A 17,386-nucleotide genomic window follows, 5' to 3' on the forward strand; every position below is an offset into this window, starting at 1 on the left:
GCGCTGCCTGCTTTCAAGGCCCGTCGCCGAAACTCCCGCCGCTCGCTTCGCTCGCTGTGGTCAAACAGTCGGCGACAAGTCAGACCACGAAGCGCGCTGGCGCGCGCGGGCCTTGAAATCAGCCAGCTCCGGCGCCCCATCCTCATTGGCGCGCCCCAGCCTGCCCGCCCGCGGCTTCGCCGAGCCAGCGGCTCTGTGCGTGCATCCCGGATTGGCATCCGGGCTACGGGAATTGGTAGCCCGGATGCCAATCCGGGACCGAGCAGGCGCAGCGAGCGACCGATCAAGCAACGCGCCGGGGAACTGGCTTTGCCAGGCCCCTGGCGTGGCGCCCCTTGGGGGCAGGAGCGATAGCGACTGGGGGGCTAAGTGATGGCATCCAGCAGCTCGCTCTCGATCGCGATCTGGGTCCGGTTCTGCTGCAAGGCCGATCCATCGATCAAGAACGTGTCCTCGACCCGCTCACCCAGCGTCGTGATCTTCGCCAGCTGCAGGTTGATGTGGTGCCGCGCCAGCACCCGCGAGATCGCATACAGCAGGCCGGAGCGGTCGCTGGTCGACACCGACAGCAGCCAGCGCTGCCCGCGCTCGTCCGGGCGCAGCAGCACCCGCGGCGTGATCGGGAACGACTTCACGCGGCGCGACAGGCGCCCGCGGCTCGGGTCGGGCAGCGGCCCCTCGGCCTTCAACGCCAGCGCCGCCTGGGTCTCCACCAGCGAGATCAGGTCGCGGTAGTGCTGCTCCATCTGCGGGCTGATCACCTGGAAGGTGTCCAGCGCATAGCCGGCCCGCGTCGTGTGGATCTTCGCGTCCAGGATGTTGAAGCCCGCGCCGTCGAAGTAGCCGCAGATGCGCGCGAAAAGATCGGGGCGGTCGGGCGCGTACACCAGCACCTGCAGCCCTTCGCCCACCGACGACAGCCGCGCCCGCACGATCGGCTCGGTGCTCGTCACGTGGCGGAACAGCGAACGCGCATGCCAGGCGATGTCGCCGGCATCGTGGCGCGCGAAGTAGCTCAGCTCCAGCGTGTTCCACAGCGGCACCTCGGTGCCCGGCAGCAGCGAATACAGGTTCAGCGTGTGCCGTGCATCCTGCTTGCGTGCCTCGATCTCGGCATCCATGTTCGGCCGCGCACCGCCCAGCGCGCGCAGCGTCAGGCGGTACAGGTCTTCCAGCAGCTTGCCCTTCCAGGCGTTCCAGACCTTCGGGCTGGTGCCGCGGATGTCGGCCACCGTCAGCAGGTACAGCGCCGTCAGCCGGCGCTCTGTGCCCACCAGGCGCACGAAGTTCTCGATCACCTCCGGGTCGCTCAGGTCTTCCTTCTGCGCGATGCGCGACATCGTCAGGTGGCCCTTGACCAGGAACTCGATCAGCGCCGTGTCGTCCTTGTCGAGGCCGTGGTCGCGGCAGAAGCGCCGCACCTCCACCGCGCCCAGGTCGGAATGGTCGCCGCCGCGCCCCTTGGCCACGTCGTGGAACAGCGCCGCGATGTACAGCACGTAGGGCCGGTCCCAGGTGGACGCGAGCTGCGAGCAGAACGGGTACTCGTGCGCATGCTCCGGGATGAAGAAGCGCCGCACGTTGCGCAGCACCATCAGGATGTGCTGGTCCACCGTGTAGACGTGGAACAGGTCGTGCTGCATCTGCCCGACGATGCGCCGGAACACCCACAGGTAGCGGCCCAGCACGCTGGTCTGGTTCATCAGCCGGAAGGCGTGCGTCTGGCCCTCGGGCTGGTGCAGGATCTGCATGAACGTCGCCCGGTTCGCCGGGTCGCGCCGGAAGTCGCCGTTCATCACCTCGCGGGCGTTGTACAGCGCCCGCAGCGTGCGCGCCGAGAGGCCCTTGATGCCGGGCGTCTGCTGGTAGACCAGGAAGGTCTCCAGGATGGCATGCGGCTCGCGCTCGTACAGGTCGTCGCTCGCCACCTCGAGCATGCCGGCGCGGTCGAGGAAGTGCGGGTTGATCGGCCGCATCGGCGCATCCTGCGAACCGCTGACACGCTCCTCGATGTTCAGCACCAGGATCTGGTTCAGCTGCGTCACCGCCTTGGCTGCCCAGTAGTAGCGGTGCATCAGCTGCTCGGATGCGCGGCGCGCCGGCGTGGCGACGTAGCCGAAGCTCTCGGCCACCGCCGTCTGCAGGTCGAACACCAGCCGGTCCTCGCGCCGGCCGGCCACCATGTGCAGCCGTGCCCGGATCAGCCGCAGCAGGCCTTCGTTGCGCTGCAGCTGCTTGACCTCGAACGGCGTGATCAGCCCCTTGGCGGCGAGCTCGGTCCAGGTCTTGCCGAGGCCCGCGGCGCGCGCGATCCAGATCACCATCTGCAGGTCGCGCAAGCCGCCCGGGCTCTCCTTGCAGTTGGGTTCGAGCGAGTAGGGCGTGTCCTCGTATTTCTGGTGGCGCTGGCGCATCTCGAGCGTCTTGGCGCGCAGGAAGGCCTTCGGGTCCATCGCGTCCGCGGTGGCGCGGCGGAAGGCATTGAAGAGCCGCTTCGAGCCGCACAGGTAGCGCGATTCGAGCAGCGCCGTCTGCACCGTCACGTCGCCGTGCGCCTCGGCCACGCATTCATCGACGGTGCGCACGCTGGAGCCGATCTCCAGCCCCAAGTCCCAGCAGGCGGTGATGAAGCCCTCGACCGACGACTTCAGCGCATCGTTGGCCGAACCGGGTCCGCCCATGCGGGCGTTCTCCAGCGCATCGCCGGGCGGCAGCAGCACCAGCACGTCGACGTCGGAATGCGGGTACAGCTCGGCCCGCCCGTAGCCGCCGACGGCCAGCAGCGCGGCGCCGGGCGGCATCATCGCGTGTTCCCACAAATCGAGCAGGGTCTGGTCGACGTGGCGCGCCAGCGCCCGCACCAGCCGCGTGGCGGCCGGCGCCGCGGCGCGCGACTCGCGGAAATGCGCCAGCAGCGCCGCCTTGCCTTCGCGGAAGCGGCTGCGTTGCTCGGCCAGGCTGCGCACGCCCGCCGGTGCCGGTGTGCCCACCGCGATTGCCACCGGGGGCACCGTCAGGCGGCCGACGTGGCGGCGCTGGCGGCCGGGGCCGTCGCGAACGCCGGCGGCGGCGGGCTGCCGGCCGACAGCGTCAGSACYTCGWAGCCSGTCTCGGTGACCAGCACCGTGTGYTCCCAYTGSGCCGACAGCGAGCGGTCTTTCGTGACGATGGTCCAGCCGTCGCCGGCCTCGCGGATGTCGCGCYKGCCGGCRTTGATCATCGGCTCGATCGTGAASAYCATGCCSGGYWSCAGSWCTTCGAGCGTGCCCGGGCGGCCGTAGTGCAGCACYTGCGGCTCTTCRTGGAACKWGCGGCCGAYGCCGTGGCCGCAGAAYTCGCGCACGATCGAGAAGCCGGCGTTCTCGGCGAAGGTCTGGATCGAGTGCCCGATGTCGCCCAGGTGGATGCCCGGCTTCACCTTGACGATGCCCTTCCACATGGCGTCGTACGTGATCTGGCACAGCCGGTTGGCGGCGATCGAGCCGTGACCGACGACGAACATCCGGCTGGTGTCGCCGTGCCAGCCGTCCTTGATGACGGTGACGTCGATGTTGACGATGTCGCCGGCCTTCAACGGGCGGTCGTTCGGGATGCCGTGGCAGACCTGGTGGTTGATCGACGTGCAGATCGACTTGGGGTAGGGCGTGTAACCCGGCGGGGCGTAGTTGAGCGKGGCCGGGATGCCGCCCTGCACGTTCACGATGTGGTCGTGCGCCAGCTTGTCGAGCTGCTCGGTGCTGATGCCCGGCTTCACGTGCGGCGTGAGCATGTCCAGGACTTCGGAGGCCAGCCGGCCGGCGATGCGCATGCCCGCCACATCGTCGGCGTTCTTGATCGTGATCGTCATGGCCGGAATTATTGCACCGGCCCCCGTAAAATCCCGGGTTTCCACCGGCAGTCCCTGAATGCGACCCGGTCTCCAGAAACCGTTCTTTCACTGAACGTGACCCTGAGCGTGATGTCCACACCCAAGCATTTGCTGCACTTCGAGGGCGGCAACGCCTTGTCCGCCTTCCGTGCCCAGGCCTTGCTGCCGCGGCTGCAGGCCATCAGCCCGCGCATCACCGGCGTGCATGCCCGCCACGTGCACTGGGTCTGGAGCGACCAGCCGCTGCCGCGCGACGCGCATGACAAGCTGGCTGCGCTGCTCACCTACGGCGATGCCTACGCCGGCCCGGCCGACGGCGCCTTGGTGCTGGTGGCGCCGCGCCTGGGCACCGTGTCGCCCTGGGCCAGCAAGGCCACCGACATCGCCCACAACTGCGGCTTGGCCATCCGCCGCGTCGAGCGCGTGACCGAATACCGGTTGAGCCTGAAATCCGGCCTGTCCGGGTTGCTGGGCGGCAGTGGCAAGCCGCTGGACGTGGCTGAACTGCAACAGGCGGCCGCGCTGCTGCACGACCGCATGACCGAAAGCGTGCTGCTGCAGCGCGCTGACGCCGCCCACCTGTTCGACGAGCAGGCCGGCAAGCCGATGGAGCACGTCGACGTGATCGGCCAGGGCCCTTCGACAGGCTCAGGACGAACGGGGCCTTCGACAAGCTCGGGCCGCACGGCATTGGAAGCGGCCAACAAGAGCTTCGGCCTGGCCCTCAGCGACGACGAGATCGACTACCTGGTGGCGGCCTTCACCGGCCTTGCGCGCAACCCGACCGACGTCGAGCTGATGATGTTCGCGCAGGCCAACAGCGAACACTGCCGGCACAAGATCTTCAACGCCCGCTTCACGATCGACGGCACCGAGCAAGAGCGCTCGATGTTCGCGATGATCCGCAACACCCACCAGCTGGCGCCGCAGCACACGGTGGTGGCCTACAGCGACAACGCGTCGGTGATGGAGGGCGGCCCGACCGAGCGCTGGCTGCCGCAGGGCTACACCAATGCGCCGCTGTACGGCCCGCGCGAAGAGACGGTGCACGTGCTGATGAAGGTGGAGACGCACAACCATCCGACGGCGATCTCGCCGTTTCCCGGCGCGTCCACCGGCGCCGGCGGCGAGATCCGCGACGAGGGCGCCACCGGCCGCGGCTCCAAGCCCAAGGCCGGGCTGACCGGTTTCAGCGTGTCCAACCTGCACCTGCCGGGCACGAACGAGCCGTGGGAGCAGTCGCCCTACGGCAAGCCGGAGCACATCGCGAGCCCGCTGCAGATCATGGTCGACGGCCCGCTCGGCGGCGCGGCCTTCAACAACGAGTTCGGCCGGCCCAACCTGGCCGGCTACTTCCGCGTCTACGAGCAGACGGTCGACGGCCAGCGCCGCGGCTACCACAAGCCCATCATGATCGCCGGCGGGCTGGGCAGCATTTCCGCCAGCCAGACGCACAAGGTGCAGTTCCCGGCCGGCACGCTGCTGATCCAGCTGGGCGGCCCGGGCATGCGCATCGGCATGGGCGGCGGCGCGGCCAGCTCGATGGCGGCCGGCGCCAACGCGGCCGAGCTCGACTTCGACTCGGTGCAGCGCGGCAACCCCGAGATCGAGCGCCGTGCGCAGGAGGTCATCAACCACTGCTGGGCACTCGGCGAATCGAATCCCATCCTCGCGATCCACGACGTCGGTGCCGGCGGCATCTCGAACGCCTTCCCCGAGCTGGTCGACGGTGCCGGCCTGGGCGCGCGCTTCGACCTGAGCCAGGTGCCGCTCGAGGAGACCGGCCTCGCGCCGAAGGAAATCTGGTGCAACGAGAGCCAGGAACGCTACGTGATGGCGGTGTCGCCCGAGGCGCTGCCGATTTTCCGCGCGATGTGCGAGCGCGAGCGCTGCCCGTTCGCGGTGGTCGGCGTGACCACCGAGGCGAAGCAGCTGGTGCTCGACCAGCCGGGCTCCGATGACGTCCCGATCGACATGCCGATGGAGGTGCTGCTCGGCAAGCCGCCGAAGATGCACCGCGACGTGCGCCGCGTCAGCCGCACGCTGCCCGCGCTGCAGCTGACCGATGTCGCGCTCGACAAGGTGGCCTTCGACGTGCTGCGCCACCCGACGGTCGCCAGCAAGCGTTTCCTGATCACGATCGGCGACCGCACCGTCGGCGGCCTGAACCACCGTGACCCGATGGTCGGCCCGTGGCAGGTGCCGGTGGCCGACTGCGCGGTGACGCTGGCCGACTTCCGCGGTTTCCGCGGCGAGGCGATGAGCATGGGCGAGCGCACGCCACTCGCGACGCTGGACGCACCGGCCTCGGGCCGCATGGCGGTCGGCGAGGCCATCACCAACCTGCTGGCCGCGCCGATCGAGCTGTCGCGGGTCAAGCTCAGCTGCAACTGGATGGCCGCCTGCGGCGAGCCCGGCGAAGACGCCGCGCTGTACGACACCGTCCAGGCGGTGGGCATGGAACTGTGCCCGGCGCTGGGCATCAGCGTGCCGGTCGGCAAGGACAGCCTGTCGATGCGCACCCGCTGGACCGACGGCGGCACGGCGAAGCAGGTGACGGCGCCGGTGTCGCTGATCGTCTCCGCCTTCGCGACGCTCTCCGACGTGCGCGGCACGCTGACGCCGCAGCTGCAGCCGGGCGACACCACGCTGGTGCTGATCGACCTGGGCCAGGGCAGGAACCGCATGGCCGGCTCGATGCTGGCCCAGGTGCTGAACCAGTTCGGTGACGAGGTGCCCGACCTGGACGACCCGGCGCTGCTGAAGTCGCTGGTCGCCGCGATCAACCAGCTGCGTGGCCAGGGCCGCCTGCTCGCCTACCACGACCGCAGCGACGGCGGCCTGTGGGCGGCGGCCTGCGAGATGGCCTTCGCCGGCCACCTGGGCCTGAGCCTGAACGTCGACATGCTGGTCACCGAGGGCGACGGCATCAGCGACAGCCGGGCCGACGTCGGCGACTCGAAGAACTGGGCCGGCCAGGTCGGCGCGCGGCGCACCGAGCTGACGCTGAAGGCCTTGTTCAACGAGGAGCTGGGCGCCGTGATCCAGGTGCCCACGGCCGTGCGCAACGAGGTGATGCAGGTGCTGCGCGAGCATGGCCTGTCGAAGCACAGCCATTTCATCGGCAAGACCAACGAGCGCGGCGTCGTCGAGGTGTGGCGCGACGCGAAGGCGGTGTTCAGCGCGCCGCTGCGCGAGCTGCACCAGGCCTGGGACGAGGTCAGCTGGCGCATCGCCAGGCTGCGCGACAACCCGGCCTGCGCCGACGCCGAGCACGAGGCCGCCGGCCGCAGCGAGGACACGGGGCTGCACCTGCAGCTGAGCTTCGACCCGGCGGCGCCGGTGGCGCCGTACGTCAACACCGCGCGGCCGAAGGTCGCGATCCTGCGCGAGCAGGGCGTCAACAGCCACCTCGAGATGAGCTACTCGATGGCGCAGGCCGGCTTCGACACCTTCGACGTGCACATGAGCGACCTGCAGACCGGCCGCGCGCGCTTCGACCAGTTCCAGGGCTTCGTCGCCTGCGGCGGCTTCAGCTACGGTGACACGCTGGGTGCCGGCGAAGGCTGGGCGCGCTCGGTGATGTTCAACCCGGTGCTGGCCGAGCAGTTCGCGGCGTTCTTCGGCCGCAGAGACACCTTCGCGCTGGGCGTGTGCAACGGCTGCCAGATGATGGCGGCGCTGTCGCCGCTCATCCCCGGCGCACAGGACTGGCCCAAGTTCACGCGCAACCGCAGCGAGCAGTTCGAGGCCCGGCTGGCGCAGGTCGAGGTGCTGGACAGCCCGTCGATCTTCTTCGGCGGCATGGCCGGCAGCCGTCTGCCGATCGCGGTGGCGCACGGCGAGGGGTATGCCGATTTCTCGCAGCGCGGCGACGCAGCCAAGGTGAAGCGCGCGATGCGTTTCGTCGACCACGCGGGCCGGCCGACCGAGACCTACCCGGCCAACCCGAACGGCAGCCCGGACGGCTTGACCGCGGTGACGACGGCCGATGGCCGCTTCACCGTGCTGATGCCGCACCCGGAGCGCGTGTTCCGCAACGTGCTGATGAGCTGGACCTCGGGCGACATCGCGGCCCACAGCCCGTGGATGCGCATGTTCCACAATGCGCGCCGCTGGATCGGATGACAGGGAGACATCGCCCATGCACAGCAAGCCCGTCCGCTACCTGGTGCTGATCGACGCCGCCGGCGCATCGATCGCGCGGCTGTTCGACKACCAGCTGCACCAGCTCAACGAGATCGACGGCGGCAGCGAAGAGGTGGCCGTGATGACGCGCGGCCTGGCGCCCGAGCATTCGGCGGACGGTGCCGACTGGGCGCGCGCGTTGCGCGGCCACAGCGCGGCCGAGCGGGCCGCGGCGCGCGTCTACACGCTCGACGTCTAGGAGGGGCGCCATGCCGCATTGCATCGTCGAATGCACCCGGGCCGTGGCCGGTCAGGTCCCGGTCGAGCGCCTGATGCGCGCGGTGCACGACGCCGCGCTCGCGAGCGGGCTCTTCACCGTCGGCGACGTGAAGATCCGCGTGCTGGTCCACGAGCACAGCCTGGTCGGCGGCATCGATGCCGATTTCGTGCACGTGTTCGCCTATGTGCTGACCGGCCGCGAAGAGGCCGATCGCAAGAAGCTGTCGGCCTCTGTCGTGCGCGGCCTCGCGGCCCTGCTGCCGGGCGTGCAGGCGATCTCCTGCGATGTGCGCGAGATGAACCGGGCCACCTTCAGCAACCGCCGCAACTGCGGCCTTGATGCCAGCCCATGAGCGCGCCAGTCGTCCGCGCGCTGTCGATCGACCTGGCGCCACCCATCGAGCGCCGCTGGGCCGGTGGCGATGCCTTCGTGACGGCGTTCTTCAACGCGCTGTCGATGAGCTTCCCGGTCGGCGAGCAGTTCTTCATCGATTCGGTGCGGGCCGCGGTGAAGGCCTTGCCGGCCGACGCGCAGGCGCGCTTTGCGGCCGAGGTGCAAGGTTTCGTCGGCCAGGAGGCGACGCACCGCCGCATCCACGGCCTGTTCAACGGGCACCTCGAGGCGCAGGGCCACGTCAACACCTGGGGCCCGCGGGCGACGCGCCGCATCGCGCGCTTCCAGGGCGGCGACCCGCGCCATGCGCTGGCGGTGACGGCCGGCTACGAGCATTTCACCGCGATCATGGCGGCGTGGATGCTGCAGCATCCCGGGCTGCTGGACGCGGCCGAGCCGCGGCTGCGCACGATGTGGATGTGGCATGCGGCCGAGGAGACCGAGCACCGCAGCACGGCCTTCGACGTGTACCAGGCGCTGGGCGGCAGCGACCGCTGGCGCATCCGCTGGTTCCGGGTGGTCACGTTCTTCTTCGTCACCGACGTGCTGCGCCAGACGCTGCGCAACCTGGCGCACGACGGGGCGCTGCTGCGCGTCGGCACATGGCGCAGCGCAGGGCGGTTGCTGTTCGGCCGCGAGGGCCTCGCGCGGCTGACCTTCAAGCCGTGGCGGGCGTACTTCCGGCAGGGCTTTCATCCGCGGGAGCAGGACGAGCCGCGCGCGGCTCAGTGGCTGCGGGACAACGCCGGAGCCTTCCGCGAGGTGTAGCCCGGATGCCAATCCGGGGTTTCTCGGACACATCCCGGATGGGCATCCGGGCTACGCTCAGGCAGCGATGATCCGCACCGAGGTGCCCCCCAGCACCGCATTCCCCGACAGCGGATCCCACTGCGATTCGTCCAGCACCGCATTCAGGTTGGCACCGGGCCGCTGCGCCGCGACGCTCAACCGCGCCCCCGGCTGGGCATGGCCCCAGCCATGCGGCAGGCTGATCACGCCGGGCATCATGTCGTCGCTCACCTCCACCTGCACGTCGATCGCGTGCCGGTCCGAGCGCGAGATCCGGGCCCGTCCGCCGTCGCGCAGCTGCCAGCGCACCGCGTCGTCCGGGTGGACCAGCGCCGTGCAGCGGAACGGCCCCTTGGCCAGCGTCGGCAGGTTGTGCATCCAGCTGTTGTTCGATCGCACCTGGCGCCGGCCGATGATCACGGCGTTGCCGCCGGTCTCCTGCGCATTCAGGTCGGCCGCCACCCGCTGCAGGTCGTCCAGCAGCATCGCGGGCGCCAGCTCGATGCGGCCCGACGGCGTGCGCAACAGCTCCGGCACGCGCGGCTGCAGCGGCCCGAGGTCGATGCCGTGCGGCGCGGCCATCAGCTTCTCGAGCGTGAGCCCATCGGGCCGGCGGCCGAAGCCGTCGCCGAAGGGGCCGCCGCGCAGCGCCAGGTCCAGCAGCCGTTCCGGACCGCGGTGGCGCGATACCGCCTGCAGCATCGCGTCGGCCTGGTCGCCGGCCAGCCGCCGCACGTCCTCGGCCACCAGCGCATCGTCGAGGGCGCCGACGTCGGCCGCGGCRCCGCGCCCCTGCACGATCGCGGCCAGCCTCAGCAGCGTCTCCCACTCCGCCGGCTGGCCTTCGGGTGCGGGCAGCACCGGCGGGCTGTAGCGCGCGTGGTTGCGCACGCTGAACTGTGGGAAGGCCACGTCGTAGTGGGCATCCTGCAGCGGCGACAGCCCCGGCAGCACCACGTCGGCATGCCGCGTGGTCTCGTTCAGGTAGATGTCCAGGCTCAGCATGAAGTCGAGCCCGTCGAGCGCCGCCGCGAGCCGCGGCCCGTTCGGTGCCGACAGCACCGGGTTGCTGGCGATCGTGATCAGCGCCTTGACCTGGCCCGCGCCGGGCGTCTCGATCTCCTCGGCCAGGCAGTTCATCGGCAGCTCGCCGTACACCTCGGGCGCGCCGCTGACGCGGCTGCGGTGCCGGCCGGTGATGATGCCGCGCCCACGGCCCGGCGTGCCTGCGGTGTTGGCTGCAAACGCCGCGGCGGTCGGGAACATCGCCCCACCCGGCGCATCGAGATGCCCGGTCAGGATGTTCAGCACGTCGATCAGCCACGAGCAGGTGGTGCCGTAGCGCTGCACGCAGGTGCCGATGCGGCCGTAGACGCAGCCGCGCCGGGCCGCCGCGAGCTCGCGCGCCAGCACGCGGATGTCGTCGGCCGCGATGCCGCAGCGCGGCGCCATCGCGTCGGCACCGAAAGCCTGCACCGCGTCGCGCAACGCGTCCAGCCCGGCCAGGTGCGGTGCCAGCCGCCCCGGCTTCACCAGGCCTTCGGCGAACAGCGTGTGCACCATGCCGAGCAGCAGGAACACGTCGCCCGCCGGGCGGRTGAAGTGATGGCGGTCGGCCAGCGCCGCCGTCTCGGTGCGGCGCGGGTCGATCACGACCAGCCGGCCGCCGCGCGCCTTCATCGCCTTCGCCTTGCCGCGGAAGTCGGGCACCGTCCACAGGCTGCCGTTGCTCGCCATCGGGTTCGCGCCCAGCACCAGCAGGTGGTCGCAGCGCTCGATGTCCGGCACCGCCGTCGACAGCCAGTGGCCGTACATCAGCCCGTTGGCCAGCTGCTTGGGCATCTGGTCCAGCGTCGAGGCCGAGAAGAAGTTGCGCGTGCCCAGCGCCTTCAGCAGCCGCGGCATGTACAGCAGCAGGCCCATCTTGTGGGCCGACGGGTTGCCGAGCGTCAGCGCGACGCTGTCGTGGCCGTGCGCCTCGCGCAGCGGCAGCAGCCGCCGCTCGATCTCGGCAAAGGCCTCGTCCCAGCTGGCGGGGACGAACACGCCGTCGCGCTTGACCAGCGGCGTGCGCAGGCGGTCGGGGTCCTCGTGCAGGTCCTTCAGCGCGACGCCTTTCGGGCACAGGTAACCGGCGCTGAACACGTCGGCCTCGTCGCCGCGGATCGCGCCGATGCGGCCGTCGTCATCGACCTGGACCGCGAGGCCGCAACAGGCCTCGCACAGGGGGCAGATGCGCAATGCGGTTCGGGTCGTCATGGGGGTCTCCTTGCCGCTTTATCGCGCGGTTTGCCCCGCCTGTCCGTCACCCAGGCGACGCAGCCGCGCGGTGGTCTCGGCATCGGCCGGGAAGAAGGTCTCCAGCGCCAGCTCGGACAGCGTGATGTCGACCGGCGTGCCGAACACCGTCGTCGTGCTGATGAAGGACAGCTCGCCGACCGCGCTGCGCAGCCGCAGCGGCACGGCCACGGCGCTCCAGTCCTCGCCGCCGGGCGGGCTGTCGTCGCCCGGATAGGCCTGCAGCTCCGCCAGCAGCGCCACCAGCACCGGGTCGGCGCTGGCCAGGATCTGCGTGCGCAGCCGCGCGAACAGGTGCGTGCGCCAGGCGTTCAGGTTGACGATCTTCGGTGCCACGCCCTGCGGGTGCAGGCTCAGGCGCAGCACGTTGACCGGCGGCTGCAGCAGCGGCGGCGCGATGCCGTCCAGCAGCATCAGCATCGGCCGGTTGTGCGCCAGCATGTTCCAGTGCCGGTCCACCGCCAGCGCAGGGTGCGGCTCGTGCGCCCGCAGCACCAGCTCGACGGCCTCGCGCGCCGCCTGCAGCGCCGGGTCGTCCAGCGTGCGCTCGCGGTACAACGGCGCGAAGCCGGCGGCGGTGAGCAGCGTGTTGCGTTCGCGCAGCGGCACGTCCAGCGCCTCGGCCAGGTGCAGCACCATGGCGCGGCTCGGGGCGGCGCGGCCGGTTTCGACGTAGCTCAGGTGGCGGGTGGAGATGTCGGCGTCGCTCGCGAGGTCGAGCTGGCTCAGGCGCCGGCGCTGGCGCCATTCGCGCAGCAGGGCGCCGACCGGCGGCGGGCTGGAGGGCAGGGCAGTGTGCATGCGCCGGACGATAGCGCAGCAGTTGCATGCCGGCCATGACCCCGCGGGTCATGGCGGCGGGGTCACACGAGGGCGGGCTTGCGCTCCACCGCCAAGGGCAGCCGGACGACGGCGCGCAGGCCGTGCGGCGCCACCGGCTGCAATTCGACCGTGCCGGTGTGGCGCAGCACGATCTCCTTGACGATCGCAAGGCCCAGCCCGCAGCCGTTGCCCTCGTGCGTCGCGCGTGCGAAGCGGTCGAACACGCGCTCGCGGTCGGCCTCGGCGATGCCCGGCCCGTTGTCCTCGACTTCCAGCACCGCCTGTCCGTCGTGCGCCGCGAGCCGCACCGTGACCACGCTGCCGTGCCCGGCGTAGCGGATCGCGTTGTCGACCAGGTTGATCAGCGATTCGCGCAGCAGCAGCGCGTTGCCCTGCACCTCGATTGGCTGGTCGTCGTCATCGGGAAAGCCGTCGTCCAGCCCCAGGTCGACGCCTGCATGCCGCCCGCGCGGCACCAGCTCGGCCGTCACCTCGCTGGCCAGGCGCCGCAGGTCGACACGGGTGCGGCCCTGCGCGGCCACCGATTCCGGCTCGGCACGCGCCAGCGTCAGCAGCTGGTTGATCAGGTGGGCGCTGCGCGTCGCGCTCTCGTGCACACGGCGCAGCCGCGCCTGCAGCGCCGGGTTGTCGGTCTCGGTCAGCGCGAGCTCGGTCTGGCTCTTCAGCCCCGCCAGCGGCGTGCGCAGCTGATGCGCCGCATCGCTGATGAAGCGCTTCTGCACCGACACGTTCTCGTGCACCTGGGCCAGCAGGCTGTTCAGCGCCTTCACCAGCCCGCGCACCTCTTCCGGCGCGGCCTCGAGCTTGATCGGCGCCAGGTCGTTGGGCGCGCGGTCTTCCACCTCGGCGCGCAGCCGTGCCAGCGGCGCGAGGCCGGTGCGGATGCCGCCCCAGACGATCACCGACATCAGCGCCACCAGCCCCGACAGCGGCAGCGCCGTGTCGACCAGGATCTGCCGCGCCAGCTCCTCGCCGCTGGCACGGCTGCGCGCCACCTGCACCAGCATGCGCTGCGGCGCGTTCTCGTCGCCGAACGACAGGTACATGGCCGCGACGCGGATACCCAGCTGGTGGGACTTCTCCTTCATGCTGCCGTTGTAGAAGTAGGTCTCGCCCAGGCGCGCGTCGGTGGGCGGCGGCGGCGGCAGCTTGTTGTTGCCGAGGATGAACTCGCCCGGCGGCGTGCTGACCATGTAGTACACGCGGTCGTCGGGGTCGGCCTCGATGATGTCCTGCGCGGCCTTCGGGAAGTCGATGAACAGGCCGTTGCCGATCGGCTTGACCTGGCGCGCGAGGGCCCGCGTCGCGGTCTTCAGCGCCGCGTCGATGGCGCGGTTGGCGTACCGGTCGGCGACGTTGTAGGTGACCCATGCGGCCGCCAGCCACAGCACCAGCTGCGGCAGCAGCAGCCACAGCAGCAGGTGGCGGTGCAGCGAGCGGGTGCCCGGCGTCACGCCCGGCACGCGGCGCAGGGCCAGCTTGAACGGCGACAGCATCGATCAGGCCAGCCGGCGCCGAGCCGCCTCAAGGCGGCTGCACCCCCGCGGGGGGCAGGAGCGCAGCGACGTGGGGGCCGTCATGACCCTTCGGCTTCCAGCAGGTAACCCAGGCCGCGCACCGTGCGGATCGCCAGGCCCGAGCCATCCAGCTTGCGCCGCAGCCGGTGGATGTAGACCTCGATCGAGCCGGCATTGGCGTCGCCGCGCTCCACCGCCCAGGCCTCGGCGATCTGCTCCTTGGTCACGACCTTGTCACGCTGCGTGAGCAGCAGGTCCATCAGCATCCATTCGCGCGGCGACAGTTCCATAGGCTCGTTGTCGATCGCGGCGCGGCGCGTGTCGCGGTCGAAACTGAGCCGGCCCATCTCCTGCGCGCTGGCAGCCGCGGCGCTGCGGGTGCGGCGCAGCAGCGCGCGGATGCGCGCCTCCAGCTCGGGGAAGTCGAAGGGCTTGGTCAGGTAGTCGTCGGCACCGGCGTTCAGGCCGGCGACGCGGTGGTCCAGCCCGTCGAGGGCGGTCAGCACCAGCATCGGCAGCGTCGGGCGCGCGGCGCGCACGCGCTTGAGCACCGTCAGACCGTCCACCAGTGGCAGGCCCAGGTCGAGCACGCCCAGGTCGAACTGCTGGCGCAGCAGCAGGTATTCGGCGACTGCGCCGTTCGGGGCCACGTCGACCTCGAAACCGGCCAGCGCCAGGTTGGCGCTCAGGGCATCGGCGAGGATGGCGTCGTCTTCGGCAAGCAGCAGCTTCATGGGGCAAGCTTAACGAAGTCGGTGCCCCTCGTGCATCGCCGGATACCCGAACCGCCCCGGGTGCTGGCACACTGTGCCGGATTCGAACCCGCCCTGGTGGCCCGCATGCACGACCACGCTGCATTGATCCAACGCTTCTATGAAGGCTTCTGCCGCCGCGACTGGGCCGCGATGGGCGCCTGCTACCACCCGCAGGTGCACTTCAGCGACCCGGTGTTCGACCTGCACGGCCCCGATGCCGGGATGATGTGGCGCATGCTGTGCACCAACGGGCGCGACCTGCGGCTCGAATACACCGGCATCCAGGCCGACGACACGCAGGGCGGTGCGCACTGGGAGGCGAGCTACACGTTCTCGGCCACCGGCCGCAAGGTGCTGAACATCATCGATGCGAGCTTCCAATTCCGCGACGGGCTGATCGTGCGCCACGTCGACCAGTTCGATTTCTGGGCATGGTCGCGGCAGGCCCTCGGGCCGGCAGGCTGGGCACTCGGGTGGTCGAGCTTTCTGCACGACAAGATCAAGGCCAAGGCTGCGGGGAGCCTGGCTCAATTCAAGGCCAAGAACCCCGCGTGATGACAACCCCTCGCCCGGCGCTCGGCTCGCGCGTCGGTCGAGGCATCAGGTCATGCCGCCATTGATCGAGATGACCTGGCCGGTGATGTAGCCGGCCTCGTCCCCCGCCAGAAACCCCACCAGCGCCGCCACCTCGTCCGCCTTGCCGGCCCGCTTGGCCGGCACCAGCTGCGCGATCGCCTTGTCGTCGAAGGCCTGCGCCGTCATCGGCGACGCGATGATGCCGGGCGCGACTGCGTTGACCGTGATGCCGCGGCTCGCCAGCTCGAGCGACAGCGCCTTGGTGGCGCTGTTCAGCGCCCCCTTGGCGGCCGCGTAGTTGGTCTGCCCGCGGTTGCCCATCACGCCGGCCACCGACGAAATGTTGATGATGCGGCCCCAGCGGGTGCGGATCATCGGCATCACCAGCGGCTGCGTCACGTGGAAGAAGCCGTTCAGCGACACGTCGATCACGCGCTGCCATTGCTCCTCGCGCATCGCCGGGAACACCGCGTCGTCGTGCAGGCCGGCGTTGTTGACGACGACCTGGATCGCGCCGGCATCCGTCAGCGCCGCCAGGGCCGTCTCGCAGGCGCCGCGGTTCGTCACGTCGAAGCAGACCGCCTCGGCCGAGCCGCCGGCGGCCTTCAGCTGCAGCGCCAGCAGCTCGACCGCCTCGGGCCGCGAATTGGCATGCGCGATGACGTGGAAGCCATCGCGCGCCAGGCGCCGCGCGATCGCGCCGCCGAGTTCGCCGCTGGCGCCGGTGACCAGTGCGCGGCGCGGAGTGGGGGTGTCGTTGCTCATGTCGCTCCCTCGGGATTCAGCACGACGGCCAATCGGCCCTCGGCAACGGGTTCGCCGCGATGGCGCACGTGGAACGCGTACAGCAGTTGATGCTCATCGCCGGCCAGCCGCTCGGCCTCGACCTGCAGCGTGCCATCGAGGTCGTGCAGATGCAGGCGGTGGCATTGCACGCCGCGCGCGCTGGCCAGGAAGCCCGGGGTCGGCGCGGCGCCGCTCGTCCGGGCGAGCAGCGCGCCATGCAAGGCCATGGCCTGTGCGGCGTACTCGATCGCGGCCGTCGCGAGCAGCCCCGATGCAGTGCGCAGCGGGTTGTCGGCCGCACGGTGGCCGCTGGCGCGGCATTCGATGCTTGTCGCGTCCCAGCGCAGCAGGCCATCGAGCAGGCACATGCGGCCCGCATGCGGGATCAGTGCCGCGATGCCGGCATGGTCGAGCAGCACGGGGGCCTCGTTCACAACGGCTGCACGTCCACGCGCAGCGACATTCCCGGCTGGCACTCCAGCACGATGCGGCCGGCGCGGCCGCGGGCCAGCAGCTCCAGCAGCGGCAAGGCGCGCGCCGCGGGGATCTGCCGGCGCACCGTCTCCAGCCCGTCGTCGCTGCATGGCGTGGCCACGTCATCGGCCTGGGCCGTCACCGACAGCCGCGCCAGTGCGCCGTCGGCCGCCGCATGCAGCACCAGCGCGATGCCCAGGCTGTCGACCAGCGGGCGCGCCGCATGCAAGGGCTCAGGGTAGGGCACGTCGCTCGCCACCAGCAGCAGGGGTTGCGGCTGCTGGTGCAGCTGGCCGATCGCCTCCACCAGCCCGGCCGCGAAGCCGGTGTCGAAGGCGCACACGCTGGTCGATGCGGCACGGCCGCTGACGGCGATGTGCCAGTAGCCGGCCGCCGCGTTGTGCACCGAGTTCGTGAAGCGCGTCGGCGACACCAGCCGCTCGGGCGTGGCCAGCGCCTCGCACAGCGCGTGACAGTTGGTGCCGTCGCCACTGGACGACGCGAAGATGGTGGCGGCGCGCGCCGGGTCGAGGCCGGCCTGCCGGCAGGCCTCGTCGGCGACCGCGATCGCGATCTTGATCGCCGCGCCGGCACGTCGCCGCTCGGCGGCCGGCAGGCGGGCCGGCGGCGGGATGGCGGTCGGCGTGCGGGTGTACGGCAGCGTGCCGCCGAGCAGCTT

At 70.8% G+C, this 17,386-nt stretch carries 14 protein-coding genes; 5 read left to right on the forward strand and 9 right to left on the reverse strand.

Translation table 11 applies throughout. The features are described from left to right. Positions 1-365 precede the first annotated feature (365 nt). Positions 366-3,002 carry a [protein-PII] uridylyltransferase gene (locus AC1DYN_RS27540; protein ID WP_477965110.1) on the reverse strand — a complete coding sequence of 879 codons (2,637 nt, stop codon included), beginning with the start codon at positions 3,000-3,002 and terminating at the stop codon, positions 366-368. Positions 3,003-3,013: 11 nt separating this feature from the next. After that, entirely contained in the window at positions 3,014-3,847 is an 834-nt protein-coding gene (gene map, locus AC1DYN_RS27545) for a type I methionyl aminopeptidase (RefSeq protein ID WP_477965084.1), read from the reverse strand. Positions 3,848-3,958: 111 nt separating this feature from the next. Here map and purL point away from each other — a divergent pair, with 111 nt between their 5' ends. Genes purL through AC1DYN_RS27565 form a run of 4 tightly spaced genes read left to right on the forward strand, consistent with a single transcriptional unit; the run spans position 3,959 to position 9,437 of the window. Next, the gene (gene purL, locus AC1DYN_RS27550) at positions 3,959-7,996 is read left to right on the forward strand and encodes a phosphoribosylformylglycinamidine synthase (protein ID WP_477965086.1); all 4,038 of its coding nucleotides are present in this window, start codon (positions 3,959-3,961) and stop codon (positions 7,994-7,996) included. Between the two features lie 16 nt (positions 7,997-8,012). Next, positions 8,013-8,255, forward strand: a complete 243-nt coding sequence (locus tag AC1DYN_RS27555) for a hypothetical protein (RefSeq protein WP_477965088.1) — start codon at positions 8,013-8,015, stop codon at positions 8,253-8,255. A gap of 10 nt (positions 8,256-8,265) precedes the next feature. Next, positions 8,266-8,628: a 5-carboxymethyl-2-hydroxymuconate Delta-isomerase gene (locus AC1DYN_RS27560; protein ID WP_477965090.1), complete on the forward strand. Its 363-nt coding sequence runs from the start codon at positions 8,266-8,268 to the stop codon at positions 8,626-8,628. Then, a complete protein-coding gene (locus tag AC1DYN_RS27565) occupies positions 8,625-9,437 on the forward strand; it encodes a metal-dependent hydrolase (RefSeq protein ID WP_477965092.1) in 813 nt (270 codons plus the stop codon). The genes AC1DYN_RS27560 and AC1DYN_RS27565 overlap by 4 nt, the downstream gene beginning before the upstream one ends. Positions 9,438-9,494: 57 nt before the next feature. Here the strand turns inward: AC1DYN_RS27565 and AC1DYN_RS27570 are convergent, their stop codons facing one another. The 4 genes from AC1DYN_RS27570 to AC1DYN_RS27585 all read right to left on the reverse strand — a co-directional run bounded on the left by AC1DYN_RS27570 (position 9,495) and on the right by AC1DYN_RS27585 (position 14,850). Beyond that, complete coding sequence (locus tag AC1DYN_RS27570; RefSeq protein WP_477965094.1) at positions 9,495-11,717, reverse strand: molybdopterin-dependent oxidoreductase; 2,223 nt, start codon at positions 11,715-11,717, stop codon at positions 9,495-9,497. An 18-nt stretch (positions 11,718-11,735) separates the two neighbouring features. Further along, complete coding sequence (locus AC1DYN_RS27575) at positions 11,736-12,557, reverse strand: helix-turn-helix domain-containing protein (RefSeq protein ID WP_477965096.1); 822 nt, start codon at positions 12,555-12,557, stop codon at positions 11,736-11,738. A 62-nt stretch (positions 12,558-12,619) separates the two neighbouring features. Further along, positions 12,620-14,095, reverse strand: coding sequence for a sensor histidine kinase (locus AC1DYN_RS27580; RefSeq protein WP_477965098.1), 1,476 nt, complete (start codon positions 14,093-14,095; stop codon positions 12,620-12,622). An 80-nt stretch (positions 14,096-14,175) separates the two neighbouring features. Then, positions 14,176-14,850 (reverse strand): response regulator, encoded by a 675-nt coding sequence (locus tag AC1DYN_RS27585; RefSeq protein ID WP_477965100.1) that lies wholly within the window; start codon positions 14,848-14,850, stop codon positions 14,176-14,178. A gap of 105 nt (positions 14,851-14,955) precedes the next feature. Here AC1DYN_RS27585 and AC1DYN_RS27590 point away from each other — a divergent pair, with 105 nt between their 5' ends. Next, positions 14,956-15,426 carry a nuclear transport factor 2 family protein gene (locus AC1DYN_RS27590; protein WP_477965102.1) on the forward strand — a complete coding sequence of 157 codons (471 nt, stop codon included), beginning with the start codon at positions 14,956-14,958 and terminating at the stop codon, positions 15,424-15,426. A gap of 45 nt (positions 15,427-15,471) precedes the next feature. Here the strand turns inward: AC1DYN_RS27590 and fabG are convergent, their stop codons facing one another. From fabG to AC1DYN_RS27605, 3 genes are all read right to left on the reverse strand, one after another. Further along, positions 15,472-16,212: a 3-oxoacyl-ACP reductase FabG gene (gene fabG, locus AC1DYN_RS27595; RefSeq protein ID WP_477965104.1), complete on the reverse strand. Its 741-nt coding sequence runs from the start codon at positions 16,210-16,212 to the stop codon at positions 15,472-15,474. Beyond that, positions 16,209-16,667: a hotdog family protein gene (locus AC1DYN_RS27600; protein ID WP_477965106.1), complete on the reverse strand. Its 459-nt coding sequence runs from the start codon at positions 16,665-16,667 to the stop codon at positions 16,209-16,211. Before AC1DYN_RS27600 ends, fabG begins: the two co-directional genes overlap by 4 nt. Then, positions 16,664-17,386: beta-ketoacyl synthase chain length factor (locus AC1DYN_RS27605; RefSeq protein WP_477965108.1), on the reverse strand; the 723-nt coding region annotated here is incomplete at its 5' end. The genes AC1DYN_RS27605 and AC1DYN_RS27600, both read right to left, overlap by 4 nt.

It is taken from the genome of Rhizobacter sp. P2_D12 (assembly GCF_056404395.1).